Raw genomic sequence first — 15,000 nt, forward strand, 5'->3', positions numbered from 1 at the left:
GCTCATCCGCCTCTATGCGTTGCCGGTCGCCGCGCGCACCAGCGTTTCCGCCGTCAGTCCGTCGCGGTCGTATATGCCGGCCATCAGCCCCTCGCGCATCACCATCACGCGGTCCGACATGCCGAGGATTTCCGGCAGTTCGGAGGAGATCATGACGATGGAAAGGCCCTCGCCGGCGAGTTCGGAGATGAAGGCATGAACCGCCGCCTTGGAGCCGATGTCGATGCCCTTGGTCGGCTCGTCGAGGATGATGACCTTCGGCCTGGTGGCGAGCCACTTGCCGATGACGACCTTCTGCTGGTTGCCGCCCGAAAGCGTGCCGACCGGCACGGAGAGCGCGGCGGCGCGAAGGTCCAGCCGCTCGGCATATTTGCGCGCCAGCGCGAACTCGTTGATTGCCTTGAGGAAACCGCGCGCCGAGGTGCGGGCGAGCGAGGGCAGCGACATGTTCTGGTAGATCGGCATTTCCAGCGCCAGGCCGTGGCGTCCGCGTTCCTCCGGCACATAGACGATGCCGGCGGCAATGGCGTTTGCGGAGGAGCGGATGGCAATCTCGCGCCCGTCGAGGAAGGTCTTGCCCGAGGCGGGCACGGTCATGCCGAACAGCGACTGGCAGAGTTCCGAGCGCCCCGCGCCGATCAGCCCGTAGACGCCGAGGATTTCACCGCGCCTAAGGTCGAAGGAGATATCGCGGAATTCCGTATCGTGACAGTAGCCTTCGACTCGGAGCACGGTCTCGCCGATGGCAACCTTGCTCTTGGGGAAGACGTCGTGCACGTCGCGGCCGACCATTAGCCGCACGATTTCCTCCTGCGGCGTTTCCTTGAGCCGGCCCGTGCCGACCATGCGCCCGTCGCGGAAGACGGCGTAGTTCTCGGCGATCTCGTAAAGCTCGTCGAACTTGTGGCTGATGAAGAGGATCGCCTTGCCCTGCTTCTTCAGGTTCTCGACGATGCGGAAGAGATCGTCGATCTCCTTGCGCGAAAGGGCGGCCGTCGGCTCGTCCATGATGACGATGCGCGCCTCGACGGAGAGCGCCCGGGCGATCGCCACCAGATGGCGCTGGGCGATGGAAAGGTCCTTCAGCTTGATCGTCGGGTCGATATTGCTTTCGAGCTGGTGCATCAGCGCGCGGGCGCGCTCGTTGATGGTCTTCCAGTCGATGAGGCCGAAGCGCGTGCGCGGCGCGTGGCCGAGGAAGATGTTCTCCGCGACCGTCAGCTCGTCGAAAAGCACGGTTTCCTGATGGATGGCGGTGACGCCGGCATCGATGGCGGCCTGCGCATTGGCGAAGGTGACGGGCTTGCCGTCCATGACAATCTCGCCCTCGTTGGGGCGGTAGATACCGGTGAGGATCTTCACCAGCGTCGATTTTCCCGCGCCGTTCTCGCCGATCAGCGCGGTCACCTTGCCGGGATAGAGGGCGATATCGACGCCGTCGAGCGCCTTCACGCCGGGGAAGATCTGCGAGATGCCGCGCATCTCCAGAATGGGCGTTCCCGCCGCCTCGGCCCTCGCGACCGGAATGGAAGCTGCTGCGTTCGTCATCGACTACACCGGAAGAGGAAAGGAAACCCGGCGGCCGGAGCCGCCGGGAAGCCGTTTCGAAGGATCAGAAGATCTTCGAGAACTGGTCGATGTTCGAGGCATCGTAGACGAAGGGATCGGCCATGGCGGCTTCGCCATTGTCGCCGACCTTGATCTTGCCCATGCGGCCGGCTTCGATTTCCGAGCCCGGCGCGCCGTCCGTCTCGCCCTTGACGAGGCGATAGGCGATCTGGGTTGCGGAATAGCCGAGGTCGATCGGGTTCCAGATGGCGAATTCCTTGGTCGCGCCCGACTTGATGGCGCCGGCCATCTCGGAGGGCAGGCCGAGGCCCGTCACATAGACCTCGCCGATCTTGCCGGCATCCTTGACGGCCTGCGAGGCGGCGAGAACGCCGACCGTCGTCGGGGCGACGATGACCTTGACGTTCGGCTGGGAGGTCAGCAGACCGTTGGCTTCGCGGTAGGACTTGTCGGCAAGGTCGTCGCCATAGACGGTGGTGACGAGGTTGAGGCCCGGGAAGTCCGTGATCTGCCTCTTCATCTCCTCGATCCAGATGTTCTGGTTGGTCGAGGTCGTCGTTGCCGAGAGGATCGCGAAGTCACCCTTGCCGTCCGGCAGGTGGTTCTTGGCGAGCTGCAGGCACATCTTGCCGATCAGCTCGTTGGAGGAGGGGTTGAGGTGCATGATGCGGCCTTCCGGCGCCACGCCCGAATCCCAGGAGATGACCTTGATGCCGCGCTGCTGGGCCTTCTTCAGTGCCGGGACGACGGCGTCCGGGTCGTTCGCGGAGATCGCGATGGCGTCGACGCCCTGGGCGATCAGCGAGTTGATGACCTCGATCTGGCCTTCGGCTGTCGTCGTGGTCGGGCCGGTATAGATGATCTCGACGCCGCCGAGTTCCTTAGCAGCCTCTTCCGCGCCCCGGTTGGCGGCCTCGAAGAAGCCGTTGCCGAGCGACTTGACGAGAAGGGCGATCTTCATGTCCGCGGCATTGGCCGTGGACACCATGGCGGCAAGCGCGAACGCCGCGCCGGCGAGCAGTTTCGTGGTCAGTTTCATGGTCTTCCTCCCAGTGTTGAAATGTTCACTCCTCCCGGCCGCCGCCTTGTCAGGCCGCCGAGGTGGAATCCTCCCTATCGGCCGAAGCCATCGGCTTGACCGTGATGAGCCTTATGCCGGCATGGGCGACCATGGCGGCCGCCTCGTCCGAAATCCTGTCGTCGGTGATGATCGTGGTGACGTTTTCCAGCGGGCAGAGGATGAGGCTGGAGCGCCGCTCGAACTTGCTGGAATCGACCATCACGATCAGCTCTTCCGCCTGGCGCATCAGCTTCTGCTCGCTCTGGATGACCAGCGCGTCCGCCTCCATGATGCCGAGCGCGTTGACGCCCTGTGCGCCGATGAACATGCGCCGCGCATAGAAATTGCGGATCGCGTCGTTGTCGAAGGGCGAGAGGATGAGGCTCTGGTCGCGGTAGATCGCGCCGCCGGGAACACTCACCGTGCATTTGGAGTGCTTCACCAGATGCTCGGCGATGGCAAAGGAATTTGTCATCACCTGCAGGCGGCGGGCCGACATGAAATGCACCATCTGGAACGTCGTGGTGCCGCCGTTGATGATGATCGAGTCGCCCTCCTCGCACAGCTCCACCGCGCGGCGGGCGATAGCGCGCTTGCGATCGATGTTGATCGATTCGGACACCTTGAACGGACGCGCCGCCAGATTGCCGAGCTGCGGCGGATGCACGGCCTCGGCGCCGCCGCGCACGCGGCGCAGCTTGCCCTGCACATGCAGCGCGGCGATGTCGCGGCGAATGGTGGCTTCGGATGCCTCGGTCAGTTCGGCGATATCCTGCACCGTCACGACGGGCTTTTCCTGAATAGCGCTCAAAATGATGCGATGGCGTTCGCGTTCGTGCATGGGTCTCCTCCTAAGTATGATTTATTCGCATTCAATTTATCCTGTCAATCATAAACGATCAAAAAAGATCATGTTGCGCTGCACAATGATCTTTAATGATCAAAATTGATTGACATCGCGAAGGGAGATGCGCCATAGCTCGAAGAAAGGAGACGGGAAGCCGCCGCGGATTCCCGTGATTGGACAGACCAGGGAGGATGTCATGACGGGTCAGACCCGCCTTCTCGAAAACCGTTGGGACGATGCCCATGCCGCAAGGCTCGATGAGCCGGGCAAGCTGCTCTACCGCTCCAATCTCCTCGGCGCCGACAAGCGCATCACCAATTACGGCGGCGGCAACACCTCGGCCAAGGTGCTGGAAACCGACCCGCTGACGGGCGAAAAGGTCCGCGTCATGTGGGTGAAAGGGTCCGGCGGCGACGTCGGAACGATCAAGCTCGACGGCTTCGCCACCCTCTACATGGAAAAGCTGGAAGCGCTGAAGGGCATCTACAAGGGCGTCGAGGACGAGGACCGCATGGTCGGCTTCCTGCCGCATTGCACCTTCAACCTCAATCCGCGCGCCGCTTCCATCGACACGCCGCTGCACGGCTTCGTGCCCTATGCGCATGTCGACCACATGCATCCGGACGCGATCATCGCCATCGCCGCCTCGAAGAACTCGAAGGAACTGACGGCGCGGATCTTCGGCGAGGAAATCGGCTGGCTGCCCTGGCGCCGCCCCGGCTTCCAGCTCGGCCTCGACCTAGAGGCCTTCGTGAAGGCCAACCCGAAGGCCAAGGGCGTCGTGCTCGAAAGCCACGGCCTCTTCACCTGGGCGGACGACGCCAAGGACTGCTATCTGCTGACGCTCGACATCATCAACCGGGCGATCGAATGGTTTGCGAAGGAGACGGACGGCAAGACGATCTTCGGCGGGGCCGTCGCAAAAAGCCTTGATGAAGCCGAGCGCCGTGCCGTCGCTGCGAAGCTGATGCCGGAAATCCGCGGCCGCATCGGCAAGGGCGAGCGCAAGCTCGGCCATTTCGACGACCAGGCCGCCGTGCTGGAATTCGTCAATTCGAAGGACCTGAAGCCGCTCGGCGCACTCGGCACCTCCTGCCCGGACCATTTCCTGCGCACGAAGATTCGTCCGCTGATCGTCGATTTCGACCCGGCAAAGCCCGATGTGGACGCCGTGATCGCCGGTCTCGACAAGGCGCTGGAGGACTACCGCGCCGACTACACGCGCTATTACGAGACCTGCAAGCGCGGCAACTCGCCGAAGATGCGCGATCCGAACCCGGTCATCTTCCTCGTTCCCGGCGTCGGCATGTTCTCCTTCGCCAAGGACAAGGCGACCGCGCGCATCGCCGGTGAATTCTACGTCAACGCCATCAACGTGATGCGCGGCGCCTCGACGGTTTGCGAATATCAGGGCCTGCCGGAGCAGGAAGCCTTCGACATCGAATACTGGCTGCTGGAGGAAGCGAAGCTCCAGCGCATGCCGAAGCCGAAGAGCCTTGCCGGCCGCGTCGCCTTCGTGACGGGTGGGGCCGGCGGCATCGGCCGCGCGACGGCCGAGCGGCTGGCGGGCGAGGGCGCCTGCGTGGTGCTCGCCGACATCGACGCCAATGCTCTGGCTGAGGTCGGCGCGGATTTCGCAAAAAAATACAGCAGCGATGCGGTGCGCACCGTCACGCTCAACGTGACGGACGAGGCGGGGGTCATTTCCTCCTTCGCGGAAGCGTGCGTCGAATTCGGCGGCGTCGATATCCTCGTCTCCAATGCCGGCATCGCCTCTTCGGCTCCGGTCGAGAGCACCGAGCTTTCGATGTGGAACAAGAATATCGAGATTCTTGCGACCGGCTATTTCCTCGTCTCGCGGGAGGCATTCCGCCTCTTCCGCCGCCAGAATCTCGGCGGCAACGTGGTCTTCGTCGCCTCGAAGAACGGCCTTGCCTCCTCGCCGAACGCCTCGGCCTATTGCACGGCCAAGGCGGCCGAAATCCATCTTGCGCGCTGCCTTGCGCTGGAAGGCGCGGAGGCGGGCATCCGCGTCAATACGGTGAACCCGGACGCGGTGCTGCGCGGCTCCAAGATCTGGGGTGGCGAATGGCGCGAGCAGCGCGCGGCGTCCTCGAAGATCGAGGTGGGCGAGCTGGAGGAGCATTACCGCAAGCGCTCGATGCTGAAGCTCAACGTCTTCCCGGAGGACATTGCCGAGGCGATCTACTTCCTCGCCTCGGACCTTTCGGCCAAGTCGACGGGCAACATCATCAACGTGGATGCCGGCAACGCGCAGAGTTTCCCGCGCTAATCCGCGTGGGTCAGGGAGGACGGAATGGCTGAGTTCAGGATCGCAGAGGATGTGGTCGCGCAGGAAAACGACAAACGGGCTTCGGCGCTGAAGGAAGACTACGCGGCGCTCGGCGCGAACCTAGCCCGCCGTGGCATCGATATCGATGCGATCACGCGCAAGGTCGCGGAATTCTTCGTCGCCGTTCCTTCCTGGGGCGTCGGCACGGGCGGCACGCGCTTCGCGCGCTTTCCTGGAACCGGCGAGCCGCGCGGCATCTTCGACAAGCTGGATGACTGCGCCGTCATCCAGCAATTGACGCGCGCCACGCCGACCGTCTCGCTGCATATCCCGTGGGACAAGGCCGACCCGAAGGAACTGAAGGCCAAGGGCGACGCCCTTGGCCTCGGCTTCGACGCCATGAACTCAAACACCTTCTCCGACGCGCCGGGCCAGACGCATTCCTATAAATACGGTTCGCTCAGCCATACGGATGCGGCGACGCGCGCCCAGGCGGTCGAGCACAATCTGGAATGCATCGAGATCGGCAAGGCCATCGGCTCGAAGGCGCTGACGGTGTGGGTCGGCGACGGCTCCAACTTCCCGGGCCAGAGCAATTTCACCAAGGCCTTCGAGCGCTATCTCGCGGCGATGGCGGAGATCTACAAGGGCCTGCCGGACGACTGGAAGCTCTTCTCCGAGCATAAGATGTACGAGCCGGCCTTCTATTCGACCGTCGTGCAGGACTGGGGCACCAATTACCTGATCGCCCAGACGCTCGGCCCCAAGGCCCAGTGCCTCGTCGATCTCGGCCACCATGCGCCGAACACCAATATCGAGATGATCGTCGCCCGCCTCATCCAGTTCGGCAAGCTCGGTGGCTTCCATTTCAACGATTCCAAATACGGCGACGACGACCTCGACGCCGGCGCCATCGAGCCTTACCGCCTGTTCCTCGTCTTCAACGAGCTGGTGGATGCCGAGGCGCGCGGCGTTAAGGGCTTCCACCCGGCCCATATGATCGACCAGTCGCACAACGTCACCGACCCGATCGAGAGCCTGATCAATAGCGCCAATGAAATCCGCCGCGCCTATGCGCAGGCCCTCATCGTCGACCGCACGGCGCTTGCCGGCTACCAGGACGACAACGACGCCCTGATGGCGACGGAAACGCTGAAGCGCGCCTATCGCGCCGATGTGGAGCCGATCCTCGCCGAGGCGCGCCGTCGCACGGGCGGCGCGATCGATCCGGTCGCGACTTATCGAGCCAGCGGCTACCGCGGGAAGGTCGCGGCGGAGCGCCCGGCATCGGCGGCCGGTGGTGGCGGTATCATCTGAGGACCGCCCGGTTCAGGCACCGAGTGAAACGAGGTCCCGCGGCAGCCGGTTCATGGTCTGCGGGCCGTCCGGTGCGATAAGGAACTGTTCCTCGATCATCAGCGCGCCGAGGCCTTCGGCATAGAAGGGGGCCTCCAGCGCCAGCACCATGCCCGGTTCGATGACGATGGCGTTGCCATGGGAGAGGAACGGCCATTCCTCGATGCCCGCCGCCGCGCCCACGGAATGTCCGAAGTGCCCCCGGTAATATTCATGGAAGCCATGCCGGCGCATGGCGGCGAGCATCGTCGCATGCACATCGCCGAAGGTGTTGCCGGGCCGCAGAACCTCGACGCCCGCAAGGAAGGCGTCGAGCAGGGCCTTGTAGATGTCCGCGGCGAGCGGCGACGGCCTGCCCCAGATGAAGGTGCGCGCGCCGTCGGACGAATAGCCGTCAACCAGCGTGCCGACATCCGCCTTGACGAGACCGCCGGGGCCAAGGGTGGCGGCGGCATCCTGCAGGTTCGGGCCGATGGAGATATAGTCCCAGTGGCCGGAAAGCCCATATCCGCCAAGCCTCGCCGCCTCCCGCGCGCCGGCAAGCCAGGCGGCCGAAAGTTCCGCGACACGCACGCCGGGACGCGCCGCCCGCATCAGGCCTTCAAGCCCCGCTTCCGCGCAATGGGCCGCCCGGCGCAGCCGTTCGATCTCCCGGTCGTTCTTGATGAGGCGCAGCCGCCGGAGAATATCGGAGGCGTCGCGCCAGTCGACGCCGGGAATGGCCGCCTTCAGTGTGGAAAAATCGGCGGCCGGCATGAAATCCAGATCGACCCCGAGTCTTGCCCCGGCAAGGCCGTGCTCGGAGAGGAGGTCGGCAAGAAGGCGGAAGCAAGATTGCTGGTCGAAGGTTTCCGGGCGCGGCCCGACATTGCCGCCTTTGCGATAGGCGGCGTCGATATCCGCCACCGTGCGGACCCCCTCGACTGTCACGCCGTCGATCCAGATGCGATGCGTACGGATATCGATTCTTTCCGACAGATGCCTTGCACCGGCCGCCGCGTGGTCGCTCATGACGGCGGCCAATGGCGCTGCGGCATCCGCGGGCACGAGGGCGATGGCCGAGCCGGCGCGACCCCACATGGTCGCGACGCCGGCCGCAAGGCCGGTCGCATAGCGGAAGGCCTCCGGCCGGAAGAGGACCATCCCGTCCAGTCCTTCTGCCGCAAGCAGCGCCTGCGCTCTCGTGCGGTTCAAGTCGCTCATTCGTCCCTCGCATCTTCCATCATGGCGGCCTGCTTCACAGGCGCGAAAACTATCCATGGATTTGCCGGTCCTTGAAAGACAATTCCCTTTAATTTCCGCAAATTGGAGTGGAAACGCATACCGTTGTCCCGTTAGGATCAATACAATCTTCCTCATGGCGGCCTCGATTGCGGCCGCATCGAAACAGGAGAATGCGATGAACGGTTTCAATATCCCCGGCGGAGCCAGGGGCCGCAGCAACAGGGCCGTGACGGCGGCGCTTGCGGCCGCGCTTGCACTGGGCGTTTCCGGCCAGGCCCTTGCCGCGGAAAGCGATCCGGACGCCACGATCAATATCGGCTCGCTCTACGAGCCGCAGAACCTCGACAACACGGCCGGTGCCGGCCAGGGCATCAACGAAGCCTTCAACGGCAATGTCTACGAGGCGCTGTTCCGCCTGACGGATGCGGGTACGGTCGAACCGGTACTGGCGAAGGACACCAAGGTCAGCGACGACGGCCTGACCTATACGTTCACGTTGCAGCCGGGCGTCACTTTCCATTCCGGCGCGCCGCTGACCTCGAAGGACGTCAAGTTCTCCATCGAGCGCGTGACGGCGGAAGCCTCGAAAAGCTCGCGCAAGAACAGCTTGAAATCCATTGCGGGCATCGAGACGCCGGACGATGCGACCGTGGTCGTCAAGCTCGCCTCGCGCTCGATCTCGCTGCCCTACAATCTAAGCTATGTCTGGATCGCCAATGACGAGGCGACGGACTTCCAGTCGAAGGAAGATGGAACCGGCCCCTATGCGCTGCAGGAATGGCGTCGCGGCTCGTCGCTGGCGATTGCCCGTTTCGACAAATACTGGGGTGAGAAGCCGAAGAACGGCGAGGTCGTCTTCCAGTATTTCACCGAGGCGACGGCGCTCAACAATGCGCTGTTGACCGGCTCGGTCGATATCATCACCTCGGTGCAAAGCCCGGACTCGCTGGCCCAGTTCAAGGACAACCCGGAATTCACCGTCAGCGAGGGCAAGTCAACCACCAAGCTGCTGCTCGCCTATAACGACCGCGTCGCGCCCTTCGACAATGTGAAGGTCCGCAAGGCGCTCGCCCGCGCCATCGACGACGAGAAGCTGCTGAAGGCCGTCTGGGGCGATTACGGCACCCTGATCGGCTCCTTCGTGCCGCCGACGGATGCCTGGTATACCGACCTCACCAAGACCGATGCCTACGACCCGGAAGGCGCCAAGGCGCTGCTGACGGAAGCGGGCTACCCCGATGGTTTCACCTTCACCATCGATACGCCGAACTACGATCCGCATCCCATCGCCGCGCAGTTCATCCAGAGTGAGCTGGCCAAGATCGGCGTGAAGGTCAATATCAACGTCATCACGGCCAACGAGTGGTACACGAAGGTCTACAAGGCGCATGACTTCCAGGCGACGCTGCAGGAGCACGTTAACCACCGCGACATCGTCTTCTACGGCAACCCGGGTTTCTATTGGGGCTACAACAACCCCAAGGTCGTCGACCTGATCAAGGAAGCCGAAGCCAGCGCGACGGAAGCCGAGCAGACCGAGAAGCTGAAGGAAGCCAACACGATCATCGCGGAGGACGCGGCGAGCAACTGGTTCTATCTCTACCCGCAGATCGTCGTGTCGAAGAACACCGTGAGCGGCTATCCGGTCAACGGCCTCAACTCGCAGTTCTTCGCCTACGGCATCACCAAGGCCGAATAAGCGCCGGACCGGCATGCTCGACTCGAAACGCCGCCTGAACTATGTTCGGGCGGCGTCTCCATGAGAGGTAGATACCATACTTTCCTATATATTCCGCCGCACCGCCATTCTGGCGCTATCGGTCGTCATTGCCGCCGTTATCCTGTTCATATTGCTGCGTCTTCTGCCGGGAGACCCCGCCAACGCGCTCGTCTCCGTCGGGGCCGACGCCGCGCAGATCGAGGCCGCGCGCAAGCAGGTCGGTTCCGACCTGCCGCTTTACGAGCAGTTCGTGCGCTTTGCCGGCAGCCTTGCCCGCTTCGATCTCGGCAATTCCTTCGTCAGCGGCGCGCCAGTGCTGGAAGAAATCGGCAAGCGCCTCGTCGTTACCGTGCCGCTGACGCTGATGGCCTTCGTCGTCGCCATCGTGCTCGCGGTGCCGCTCGGCATCCTCTCGGTCGTGCGGCAGAACCGCTGGTATGGCGGCCTTATCTCGGTGGTCTCCCAGCTCGGCATCGCCATACCGGTGTTCTGGATCGGCATCCTCCTCGTCACGGTCTTCGCGGTAAATCTGAGGCTCTTTCCTTCCGGCGGCTTCCCCTCGCGCGGCTGGCAGGCGCCCGGTGCCGCCTTCCAGAACCTTATCCTGCCCGTCGCGACCATCGCCCTCGTCATGTCGGCCTCGCTGATCCGCTATGTGCGCTCGGCCACGCAGGACGTGCTGGGCAGCGACTATTTGCGCACGGCCCGCGCCCTCGGGTCCACTTTCTCCGAAGCGCTCCTTCGCCATGGCATCCGCAACGGGGCGGTGCCAGTCATTTCCATTCTCGGCATCGAGCTTGCCTCGACGCTGCTCGGCGCGGTGGTGGTCGAGCGGGTCTTCGCCCTGCCGGGCCTCGGCTCCATGCTGCTGCTCGGTATAGAGCAGCGCGACTATCCCAATGTGCAGGGCGTGCTGTTCGTCTCGACCTTGCTGGTGCTGCTGGTCGGCTTCGCCGCCGATCTCCTGCAAAGGCTGGTCGATCCGCGCTTGCGCGGCCGGGCTGCGGGAGGTGGCGCATGAGCGGGCACGATGCCGTGACGGCGGGCGAAAGCGCCGTGAAAAAAGCCCAGATCCCGTGGCCGCTGGCTGTTGGCGGGCTTCTGGTCGGCCTGCATGTCGTCGTTGGGCTGCTTTCCCTCGTCTGGACGCCCTACGGGGTCGGCGACATGGTGGGTGGACGCCTCGAAGGTCCATCGCTTGCCCATTGGGCGGGAACGGACCGGCTGGGCCGCGATCTCATGACCCAGATCATGATCGGCTCGCGCATCGCCCTTCTGGTCGGCTGCGGGGCGGTGGCGCTGAGCGCGCTGATCGGCGTTGCGACCGGTGTTCTCGCCGCATTCGCCAGCCGCACGCTCGACGATATCCTCGCCGCCGGACTGGATATTCTCATCGCCTTCCCGACGCTCCTCCTCGCCATGCTGATCGTCGCTTCCAGCGACGGGGCGAGCCTCTGGACGGCGATCCTCGCCATCGGCATTGCCGGTTCGGCCATCGTCGCTCGGCTGACCCGCATCCTCTCGAAGCGGGTCCTTGCGATGGACTACATCACCGCCGCGCGGGTCGCCGGCACGGGCTGGGCGGGCATCGTCCGCATCCATGTCCTGCCGAACATCTGGCCGACACTGATCGTCAATTTCGCCCTGCAATTCGGCCTTGCGGTCATCGCCGAGGCTTCGCTTTCCTATCTCGGCCTCGGCGCGCCGCCGCCGAACGCCTCCTGGGGACGGCTGCTGCAGGAGGCGCAGGCCTCCGTCTACACCGCGCCCTTCGGCGCCATCGCGCCCGGCCTTGCGCTGGTCTCTCTCGTCATCGGCCTCAATCTCTTTGCCGACGGCCTGCGCGACATCGCCGATCCCACCCGCAGGAGGAGCCGATGAGCGCGCTTCTGTCCGTCGAAAACCTCGAAATCCGCACGTTTGCCCGCGTGCTCGTCTCCGGCGTCTCCTTCTCGCTCGCTGCGGGCGAGCGGATCGGCCTTATCGGCGAATCCGGCTCCGGCAAGTCGTTGACGGCGCTCGCCGTGCTCGGTCTCCTGCCGGAGACGATGCGCGTTTCCGGTTCCATCGTGCTGGATGGTCAGCAGGTTGTCGGTGCGCGCGACTGTGATCTCGTGCCCCTGCGTGGCCGCAGCATCGCCGCGGTATTCCAGGAGCCGATGACGGCGCTCGATCCGCTGATGCGCATCGGCGATCAGGTCGCTGAGGTGGTACGCCGCCGTTCCCGGCGCGACGGGATCACGCTCGCCAAGGCGGATGTGAAAGCGCGGGTGGCAGAGCTTCTGCAACGTGTCGCCCTGCCGGAGCCGGAGCGCATCGCCCGCGCTTTCCCGCACGAGATTTCCGGCGGGCAGCGCCAGCGCGCGGCTATCGCGATGGCGCTCGCCTGCCGCCCGAAGCTGCTGATCGCGGACGAGCCGACGACAGCGCTCGACGTGACCACGCAGGCCGAAATCCTGAAATTGCTGGAAATGCTGGTGCGCGACGAGGGCATGGGCCTTCTCTTCATCAGCCACGACCTGCCCGTCGTCGCCACCATTGCCGAGCGGGCGCTGGTGATGCGTCAGGGCGAACTGATCGAGCATGGCCCGGTGGATACGCTCTTCGGCCGTCCTGCCCATCCCTATACGCAAGGGCTTGTCGCGGCCGCCCGCGCCTTCGACGAAGCCCTGGAGGCCGCCCTGTGACGCTGCTCGATCTTTCCGGCGTATCCTTCGGCTATGCGAAGGTAAAGACGGTGCTGCACGGCATCGACCTTTCCGTGGCCGCTGGCGACAATCTCGGCATTGTCGGCGAATCCGGCTCCGGCAAGACGACCCTGCTAAAACTGCTGCTCGGGCTGGAGCGGGTCTCCACCGGCGAGATCTCGTTCCGGGGCGATCCCCTCGATACCACTGACCGGACCTTCATGCGCGGTTTTCGCCGCAGCGTGCAGGCGGTGTTCCAGGATCCCTATTCCTCGCTTGATCCGCGCCAGCGGGTCTTCGACATCATCGCCGAGCCGCTGCGCTCGTTGAAGATCGAAACCGATGTCGCGGCGGCCGTGGCGCAGGCGCTGCGGGACGTCGACCTGCCGGCCGATGCCGCGCAGCGCTATCCGCACGAATTCTCCGGCGGCCAGCGCCAGCGCATCGCCATCGCGCGGGCCATCGTCGCCAATCCCGACCTGATCATCGCCGACGAGGTGGTGAGCGCGCTGGACCTCACCACGCGCACCCGGATCATCGATCTCCTGCGCGCCCTGTCGGCCCGCACGACCTTCATCGTCGTCTCGCACGATATCGCGCTCGTCGCGCTGCTTTGCGAACGGCTCGTCGTACTGGAGAAGGGGCGGATCGTGGAGCAGGGCGCAACGCGCGATATTCTCGCGCGCCCGGCCCATCCCTATACGCAGAATCTGCTGGCCGGCACGCCTCGCATGCCCAGGCGGGCCTGACCCCGGTCAGCCCGCACGCTTCATTGCCGCCTCCAGAACGGTGTAGACGCGCGGCTCGATCATATGCGCGACGTTGAAGCGCATGAAGCCGGCCGCGCCCTGCGAGACGCTGAAGACATTGCCGGGCGCGAACACCACCCCCTCGGCGACGGCCGCCTGCGCCACGGGCGTCGAATCCATTCCCTCCGGTAGCTGGCACCACAGATTGAAACCGCCGCGCGGCAGGAGCACCGGCTCAATGCCCAGCCGGTGGAGCCGGTCGGCGGTCTCGCGCCGCGCGCGCACGAGGCGGCGGCGCAGTTCCTCCATGTGCTTGCGATAGCCGCCGCCCGCCAGCATATGCGCGAGGATTTCGCTGGAGACGGGGCTTGGGCCGCCGAAATTGGTGGCGATCTGCAGGTCGACCAGCCCTTCGATCCAGTCGGGCCGCGCCGCGATATAGCCGCAGCGCGCGGAGGCAGAGAGGGTTTTTGAGAAACTGCCGATGCGGATGACGCGGGAAAGCCCGTCGAGCGCGGCGAGCCGGGTCGAGGGTTCCGGCTCGAAATCGGCGAAGATATCGTCCTCGACGATGATCGTGTCGTTCTCCGCCGCGGCATTCAGCAGCCGGTGCGCCACCTGCGGCGCAAGCGTTGCGCCGGTGGGATTGTGGATCGCCGAATTGGTGATGTAGAGCTGCGGGCGCTCGCTGGCGAGCACGGCTTCGAAGGCCGCGATATCGGGACCGTTCACGCCATAGGGCACCCCGACGATCCGCGCCTGATGCGCCTTCAGCAGGGCCTGGAAATTGAAGTAGGAGGGATCGTCGACAAGCACCGTATCGCCCGGCCGCAGCAGGAAGCGGCAGATCAGGTCGAGCGCCTGCGTGCCCGTGCTGGTCAGCATTAGATGATCCGGCCCGGCCTCCATGCCCTCTTCGCCGAGCCGACCGAGCAGCAGGCGCCGCAGCGCCGGCGAGCCGCGGGTGCTGCCGTAGTAGCTGAGGAGGTCGCCGTTACTGCGCGCAAGGCTGCGCACCGCCCGTCGCAACGCTTCGTCCGGCATCCAGTCGGCCGGCAGCCAGCCACAGCCCGGCTTCAGCACGGCCTCGTCCGCATCGAGCGACTGGCGCGACACCCAGAACGGGTCGACCGCCCGCGCCTTAGGCGTTTCCGCCTCCGCCAGTTTCAGGGGCGGCTTGGCGATGTTCGAGACGTAGAAGCCGGAACCCCGCTGCGGCCGGATCAGTCCTTCCGCCGCAAGACGGTCATAGGCTTCCACGACGGTCGACGGCGAGACGCCCATGGAGGCCGCGAAGCGGCGGATCGAAGGGAGGCGGTCGCCCGGTGCGAGCGCACGACCGGCGATCCGTCCGCGTATGGCCGTCATGACATCAAGGGTCCGGTTTCCGGTGGGGTCGGTCTTTGCCTGCATTCCCATTGTGTGGTTCCATGTATCGGTACAGTTTTGCGAAATTGTACTGCTTTGTCTCTGCCTCTGCCAGCCCCTCGGCAGT

At 64.8% G+C, this 15,000-nt stretch carries 12 protein-coding genes; 7 read left to right on the top strand and 5 right to left on the bottom strand.

Translation table 11 applies throughout. The features are described 5' to 3' along the window. Positions 1–12: 12 nt before the first annotated feature. The 3 genes from MOE34_RS21745 to MOE34_RS21755 all read right to left on the bottom strand — a co-directional run bounded on the left by MOE34_RS21745 (position 13) and on the right by MOE34_RS21755 (position 3,470). Complete coding sequence (locus tag MOE34_RS21745; protein WP_242224642.1) at positions 13–1,548, bottom strand: sugar ABC transporter ATP-binding protein; 1,536 nt, start codon at positions 1,546–1,548, stop codon at positions 13–15. Positions 1,549–1,612: 64 nt separating this feature from the next. Further along, positions 1,613–2,608, bottom strand: coding sequence for a rhamnose ABC transporter substrate-binding protein (rhaS, locus tag MOE34_RS21750; protein WP_242224644.1), 996 nt, complete (start codon positions 2,606–2,608; stop codon positions 1,613–1,615). Positions 2,609–2,657: 49 nt separating this feature from the next. After that, positions 2,658–3,470 carry a DeoR/GlpR family DNA-binding transcription regulator gene (locus MOE34_RS21755; protein WP_242224659.1) on the bottom strand — a complete coding sequence of 271 codons (813 nt, stop codon included), beginning with the start codon at positions 3,468–3,470 and terminating at the stop codon, positions 2,658–2,660. A gap of 202 nt (positions 3,471–3,672) precedes the next feature. On the opposite strand from MOE34_RS21755, the gene MOE34_RS21760 reads away from it, so the two are divergent. Both MOE34_RS21760 and rhaI read left to right on the top strand, forming a co-directional pair. Then, complete coding sequence (locus tag MOE34_RS21760; RefSeq protein ID WP_242224661.1) at positions 3,673–5,769, top strand: bifunctional rhamnulose-1-phosphate aldolase/short-chain dehydrogenase; 2,097 nt, start codon at positions 3,673–3,675, stop codon at positions 5,767–5,769. A 24-nt stretch (positions 5,770–5,793) separates the two neighbouring features. Continuing rightward, the gene (rhaI, locus tag MOE34_RS21765) at positions 5,794–7,086 is read left to right on the top strand and encodes an L-rhamnose catabolism isomerase (RefSeq protein ID WP_242224663.1); all 1,293 of its coding nucleotides are present in this window, start codon (positions 5,794–5,796) and stop codon (positions 7,084–7,086) included. Positions 7,087–7,098: 12 nt separating this feature from the next. Here the strand turns inward: rhaI and MOE34_RS21770 are convergent, their stop codons facing one another. After that, positions 7,099–8,328 carry a M24 family metallopeptidase gene (locus MOE34_RS21770; RefSeq protein WP_242224665.1) on the bottom strand — a complete coding sequence of 410 codons (1,230 nt, stop codon included), beginning with the start codon at positions 8,326–8,328 and terminating at the stop codon, positions 7,099–7,101. A gap of 196 nt (positions 8,329–8,524) precedes the next feature. Between MOE34_RS21770 and MOE34_RS21775 the strand changes: the two genes are divergently transcribed. From MOE34_RS21775 to MOE34_RS21795, 5 genes are all read left to right on the top strand, one after another. After that, a complete protein-coding gene (locus tag MOE34_RS21775) occupies positions 8,525–10,048 on the top strand; it encodes an ABC transporter substrate-binding protein (RefSeq protein ID WP_242224667.1) in 1,524 nt (507 codons plus the stop codon). A 76-nt stretch (positions 10,049–10,124) separates the two neighbouring features. Then, positions 10,125–11,090 (top strand): ABC transporter permease, encoded by a 966-nt coding sequence (locus MOE34_RS21780; protein WP_242224901.1) that lies wholly within the window; start codon positions 10,125–10,127, stop codon positions 11,088–11,090. Then, positions 11,087–11,950, top strand: a complete 864-nt coding sequence (locus MOE34_RS21785) for an ABC transporter permease (RefSeq protein WP_242224670.1) — start codon at positions 11,087–11,089, stop codon at positions 11,948–11,950. The genes MOE34_RS21780 and MOE34_RS21785 overlap by 4 nt, the downstream gene beginning before the upstream one ends. After that, complete coding sequence (locus tag MOE34_RS21790) at positions 11,947–12,756, top strand: ATP-binding cassette domain-containing protein (protein WP_242224672.1); 810 nt, start codon at positions 11,947–11,949, stop codon at positions 12,754–12,756. Before MOE34_RS21785 ends, MOE34_RS21790 begins: the two co-directional genes overlap by 4 nt. Then, entirely contained in the window at positions 12,753–13,505 is a 753-nt protein-coding gene (locus MOE34_RS21795) for an ABC transporter ATP-binding protein (protein WP_242224676.1), read from the top strand. Before MOE34_RS21790 ends, MOE34_RS21795 begins: the two co-directional genes overlap by 4 nt. A 6-nt stretch (positions 13,506–13,511) precedes the next feature. On the opposite strand, the gene MOE34_RS21800 is transcribed toward MOE34_RS21795, so the two are convergent. Next, the gene (locus MOE34_RS21800) at positions 13,512–14,873 is read right to left on the bottom strand and encodes a PLP-dependent aminotransferase family protein (RefSeq protein ID WP_242224679.1); all 1,362 of its coding nucleotides are present in this window, start codon (positions 14,871–14,873) and stop codon (positions 13,512–13,514) included. Positions 14,874–15,000: the final 127 nt, after the last annotated feature.

The organism is Shinella zoogloeoides (assembly GCF_022682305.1).
Lineage (GTDB): Bacteria > Pseudomonadota > Alphaproteobacteria > Rhizobiales > Rhizobiaceae > Shinella > Shinella zoogloeoides_B.

Bases quoted from the DNA above. Each gene is read 5' to 3' on its own strand.
- MOE34_RS21745 (WP_242224642.1), bottom strand. From the start codon at position 1,548: ATGACGAACGCAGCAGCTTCCATTCCGGTCGCGAGGGCCGAGGCGGCG.
- rhaS (WP_242224644.1), bottom strand. From the start codon at position 2,608: ATGAAACTGACCACGAAACTGCTCGCCGGCGCGGCGTTCGCGCTTGCC.
- MOE34_RS21755 (WP_242224659.1), bottom strand. From the start codon at position 3,470: ATGCACGAACGCGAACGCCATCGCATCATTTTGAGCGCTATTCAGGAA.
- MOE34_RS21760 (WP_242224661.1), top strand. From the start codon at position 3,673: ATGACGGGTCAGACCCGCCTTCTCGAAAACCGTTGGGACGATGCCCAT.
- rhaI (WP_242224663.1), top strand. From the start codon at position 5,794: ATGGCTGAGTTCAGGATCGCAGAGGATGTGGTCGCGCAGGAAAACGAC.
- MOE34_RS21770 (WP_242224665.1), bottom strand. From the start codon at position 8,328: ATGAGCGACTTGAACCGCACGAGAGCGCAGGCGCTGCTTGCGGCAGAA.
- MOE34_RS21775 (WP_242224667.1), top strand. From the start codon at position 8,525: ATGAACGGTTTCAATATCCCCGGCGGAGCCAGGGGCCGCAGCAACAGG.
- MOE34_RS21785 (WP_242224670.1), top strand. From the start codon at position 11,087: ATGAGCGGGCACGATGCCGTGACGGCGGGCGAAAGCGCCGTGAAAAAA.
- MOE34_RS21790 (WP_242224672.1), top strand. From the start codon at position 11,947: ATGAGCGCGCTTCTGTCCGTCGAAAACCTCGAAATCCGCACGTTTGCC.
- MOE34_RS21800 (WP_242224679.1), bottom strand. From the start codon at position 14,873: ATGACGGCCATACGCGGACGGATCGCCGGTCGTGCGCTCGCACCGGGC.